Origin of the sequence: Anaerococcus sp., from assembly GCF_022770135.1 — a bacterium.
In the GTDB taxonomy this organism is placed as follows: domain Bacteria; phylum Bacillota; class Clostridia; order Tissierellales; family Peptoniphilaceae; genus Anaerococcus.
On sequence record NZ_JALEIL010000108.1, the window covers coordinates 1 to 4,338 of the forward strand.

At 34.9% G+C, this 4,338-nt stretch carries 4 protein-coding genes and 1 pseudogene; all 5 read left to right on the forward strand.

The window, feature by feature from the left end:
- Window positions 1–228: 228 nt before the first annotated feature.
- Window positions 229–1,173, forward strand: coding sequence for a mannose-6-phosphate isomerase, class I (gene manA / locus MRZ08_RS05660; RefSeq protein WP_297380330.1), 945 nt, complete (start codon window positions 229–231; stop codon window positions 1,171–1,173).
- Between the two features lie 184 nt (window positions 1,174–1,357).
- Window positions 1,358–2,449: a sn-glycerol-3-phosphate ABC transporter ATP-binding protein UgpC gene (ugpC, locus tag MRZ08_RS05665; RefSeq protein ID WP_297380333.1), complete on the forward strand. Its 1,092-nt coding sequence runs from the start codon at window positions 1,358–1,360 to the stop codon at window positions 2,447–2,449.
- Window positions 2,449–3,090 (forward strand): hypothetical protein, encoded by a 642-nt coding sequence (locus MRZ08_RS05670; RefSeq protein ID WP_297380336.1) that lies wholly within the window; start codon window positions 2,449–2,451, stop codon window positions 3,088–3,090. The genes ugpC and MRZ08_RS05670 overlap by 1 nt, the downstream gene beginning before the upstream one ends.
- An 11-nt stretch (window positions 3,091–3,101) precedes the next feature.
- Window positions 3,102–4,103, forward strand: coding sequence for an ABC transporter permease subunit (locus MRZ08_RS05675; protein ID WP_297380338.1), 1,002 nt, complete (start codon window positions 3,102–3,104; stop codon window positions 4,101–4,103).
- Between the two features lie 8 nt (window positions 4,104–4,111).
- Window positions 4,112–4,338: pseudogene (locus tag MRZ08_RS05680) on the forward strand (hypothetical protein); the annotation flags it as partial.

Here is a 4,338-nt window from a genome sequence, read left to right on the forward strand (position 1 = left end):
ATCGAAATTTATTTTATCGTTAAGTTACCCTTATCTCGACTAAGAGAGTGAAACGAACGCATGGAGAGATCTCATTAGATTTCTCCGCTCACTCCGTTCGGTCGAAATAAGGGTTATTTTGATTTTGTCAACAGTCTGAGAGGGCATTTGGTCCTTTTTTGAGCTTAAATTTCACTTTTCCTAAAATTTATTATAAGATAAGAGTAAGAAAGAGATAGAGGAGATTTTATGGAGAAAATTTTATTTTTAGAAGGAAAATTCAGGGAGAAAATCTGGGGAGGAAAGAGACTTAGAGAAATCTATTCTTACGATATTCCATCAGATAAGACAGGAGAATATTGGGCTATCTCTGATATGGGAGATATGAGCTCTGTTATCACTAATGGAGAGTTTAAGAGAAAAAGCCTAGAAGAAGTCTACCAAAAGCACAAAGACCTTTTCGGAAATCCAAAAGAGGCGACCTTTCCCCTTCTTGTTAAGATTATAGATGCTAATACTGACCTATCAATCCAAGTTCACCCAGACGACGTTATGGCAAAAGAGCTTGAAAATTCTAGAGGAAAGACAGAATGTTGGTACATTTTAAATGAAGAGCCTGCCTCAATTATCTATGGACTTAAAGTAGATGATAAAAACGAGGCTATAAAACTCATTGATGAGAGAAAGTGGGATGAGCTTTTGAGGGAAGTACCAGCGAGGAAGGGAGATTTCTTTTTCGTAGAAGCTGGCACAGTCCATGCCATAAAGAAGGGCTCACTAATCCTAGAAATCCAACAAGCAAGTGATATAACCTATAGGCTCTATGATTATGATAGAAAAGATGATAATGGAAAACTCAGAGACCTTCACCTAGAAGAATCCAAGAAGGCGATTAAAATAAATGAAAACAAAGAAGAAATTGAAGAATTTGAAAGAGAAGGCCTTAATGGGAGAATCCTGACCCGTAATAAATACTTTGAAGTTTATGAGTATAAGATAAGTGGAAGAAGTGAATTTGAAAAAGAAAGACCTTATCTTCTTTATAGTGTAGTTGATGGAAGTGGCGAGATTATTATAGGTGATAAATCCTATGAGATCGAGAAGGGAGACTTTTTTATCCTAACAAATGATGTGAAAAAATTTTACTTTAAGGGAGATTTAAGTCTTGTAGAAGCCTCAACAGTAAGCAAATAAAACATTTGCATGACATAAAATGAAAATATTTTCAAAAGATGCAAGGAGTGGATAAATATACTGAAAATGTGTTTATTTCCCTATTTCCTTGCTTTTTTTATGCAAATATTATAAAATAATATTAGCGATAAGCGAATTTACATAATAGTAAATCCTTTTCATAAATCATATGTAAGGAGTAATAATGGCAAATTTAAAATTAGAGCACATAGATAAAATTTATCCTAATGGAGTTCAAGCAGTGTTTGATTTCAATTTAGAAATTGAAGATAAAGAATTTATTGTTTTTGTCGGACCATCCGGTTGTGGAAAGTCTACGACACTTAGAATGATAGCAGGTCTTGAGGAAATCTCTGAGGGGAATTTATACATTGATGGCGAGCTTATGAATGAGGTTAGCCCTAAGAATAGAAATATCGCCATGGTATTTCAAAACTATGCCCTCTACCCACACATGACAGTGTTTGACAACATGGCCTTTGGTCTTAAGCTTCAAAAGGTAGATAAGAATGAGATTAAGAAAAAAGTAGAAAGAGCAGCAGAAATGCTCGAGTTGACTAATCTTTTGGATAGAAAACCAGCAGCCTTATCCGGGGGTCAAAGACAAAGGGTTGCCCTAGGACGTGCTATAGTAAGAGAAGCTGATATCTTCCTTATGGATGAGCCTCTATCTAACTTAGATGCTAAGCTTAGGGTTCAGATGAGAACAGAAATATCCAAAATCCACGACCAGCTTGACACTACAACTATCTACGTAACCCATGATCAGACTGAGGCTATGTCAATGGCTTCAAGGATTGTAGTAATGAAAGATGGCTACATGCAACAAGTTGGAACTCCGGAAGAAATCTACGATACTCCAGCTAATATTTTCGTAGCAAACTTTATTGGATCTCCTCCAATGAACTTTTTCAATGGTAAGGTAATAAATTCCAAGATTCAAGTTGGTAATGACGATATTCCAGTAACTGATGAACAAAAAGAAGCTTTAAAATCATACGAAGGAAAAGAAATAATAGTTGGTATAAGACCAGAGTCTTTTTCTGTGAATACTGAAGGAGAAAGCGCAAGATCAATCAAGGCAAGGATAGAAAATATAGAAATGCTTGGTGATGAATCGATTCTTTATGCTAGAGCGGAAGAAGCTGCAAGTCAGATAGCAGTAAAGGTCCAAGGTAAATTTAAAGGAATCGATAAAGACGACGATATAAATCTAGATATCAACTTAGATGAAATCCATTTATTCGATAAAGATACATCAATGAGAATTGTATAATGCAAGCTCTATCAAAATCTTTGGGCAAGGTCGGGGAGCTTATACTCTTCGTTCTTTTGTCTATAGTATATACAAGCTTGATGATTTTACCCTTAATTTTGGTAAATCTCCTAATCGAGGGAAGTCTTATAAGATATATTTTAATATTTACTCCCTTAATTGGTCTTTTGGCCCTTGCTTTGGAAAGGGAGTTTGTAGCAGTAAAGTCAGTTTTTGTTGATTACAAGTCCTATTATAGGCCTTATTTTAAAGATGTTTTCGGAGAAAGTTTCATCAAAAAGTATTTGACTTATTCATTGATATTTAGTCTCTACTTTTATTTCTCTGATGCCTTAAGAATTTTAGAAAGTGATGCGTTAATCCTCTTTGTATTTAGGATATTTTTAAGCTTAATATTTAGAAATATAATTTTCTATACAATATTACAAAGGGCTTTTAGAGAAGATGTCGGATTTATCAAGACTATCAAGAATTCAAGCTTATTAACATTTAGGTTCCCAATATATGCAATTATTATCGGCTTTGTCTGGGAAGTTATTGAAAGTTTATTTATTACAAATATCCTTTGGACTTATGTCTTCGTAATTATAATGGGGTTTTTGGGAACTTTCATAAATGAGACTAAAGTCAAGAACTTATAAGGAAGGTTAAAATGGAAAATAAAAATCAGGGTCAAGTAAAAGTAATTGACCAAAAGGAATTAAAAAGAAGAAAGAAAAAAGCCAAAAAACCATTTAGCCAAAGATTTAAGAAGAATCTACCTCTTATGGCCTTTTGCCTGCCAGGCTTTATCTGGTTTGCTATAATGAGCTATTTGCCTATGTTTGGGGTGATCATTCCCTTTAAGGACTACAAGGTATTTTCTAAGAATTTCTTCTATAATCTCTTTCATAGCGAATGGATTGGATTTGATAACTTCAAATTCTTCTTTCAAAGTAATGACGCTTGGACTATCATAAGAAATACGATCTTGTACAATGCCTGCTTTATAGTTGTAAATATAGTTCTTGCAATGTTTACCGCCATAGCCCTACATGAACTCTTAAACAGGAAGGCTGCGAAGTTCTATCAAACCTCGCTCTTTCTGCCATATTTCTTGTCTTGGGTTGTAATTTCTTATGCGGTATTTGCCTTTCTATCACCAGATAAGGGCTTGATAAATGCACTTATTATGAAATTCGATGGAAGAAGTAAGAACTGGTACACAACCAAGACTTGGTGGCCTGTATTTTTGGTAATCATTAATGCTTGGAAGGGCCTAGGTTATAACACTGTAGTTTATCTATCGGCCCTATCAGGAATAGATAAGACCTATTACGAGGCAGCTGTAATGGATGGGGCAAGCAAGTGGGAGCAGATAAAATACATCACCATACCAATGCTAAAACCTGTTGTAACTGTTTTATTTATAATGAGTCTTGCTAATATATTTAGGGCAGATTTCGGTTTGTTCTACCAAGTACCAAGAGATTCAGGACCTTTGTATTCAGTGACAAATGTAATCGATACTTATGTATTTAGGGCTCTTATGAAAAACGGAGACATAGGCCTGTCATCAGCCGTATCCCTTCTCCAATCAGCGGTTGGAGCAGTCCTAATCATCGGTGCCAATAAGATTGTCAAAAAATACGATCCACAAAGATCACTTTTCTAGGAGGATATATGCAAAAAGTAAATAAGAAAAAGCATTTTGATCCCTTAGAAGTAAGTAAGGGAGCTAACATAGGATTAAATATATATCTGATACTACTTACTACATCTGAAGATTCTGACACGCCAGAAGCTAAGAAAAAACTAGATAAGTTTTTAGAGAATTTAGAGCCTTCTCCTATACTAGGTTTCAACTTTGATAGGAAAAGCGTTGAAAGCGAGGCAGGAAATGTTGAACA

Bases quoted from the DNA above. Each gene is read 5' to 3' on its own strand.
- manA (WP_297380330.1), top strand. From the start codon at position 229: ATGGAGAAAATTTTATTTTTAGAAGGAAAATTCAGGGAGAAAATCTGG.
- ugpC (WP_297380333.1), top strand. From the start codon at position 1,358: ATGGCAAATTTAAAATTAGAGCACATAGATAAAATTTATCCTAATGGA.
- MRZ08_RS05670 (WP_297380336.1), top strand. From the start codon at position 2,449: ATGCAAGCTCTATCAAAATCTTTGGGCAAGGTCGGGGAGCTTATACTC.
- MRZ08_RS05675 (WP_297380338.1), top strand. From the start codon at position 3,102: ATGGAAAATAAAAATCAGGGTCAAGTAAAAGTAATTGACCAAAAGGAA.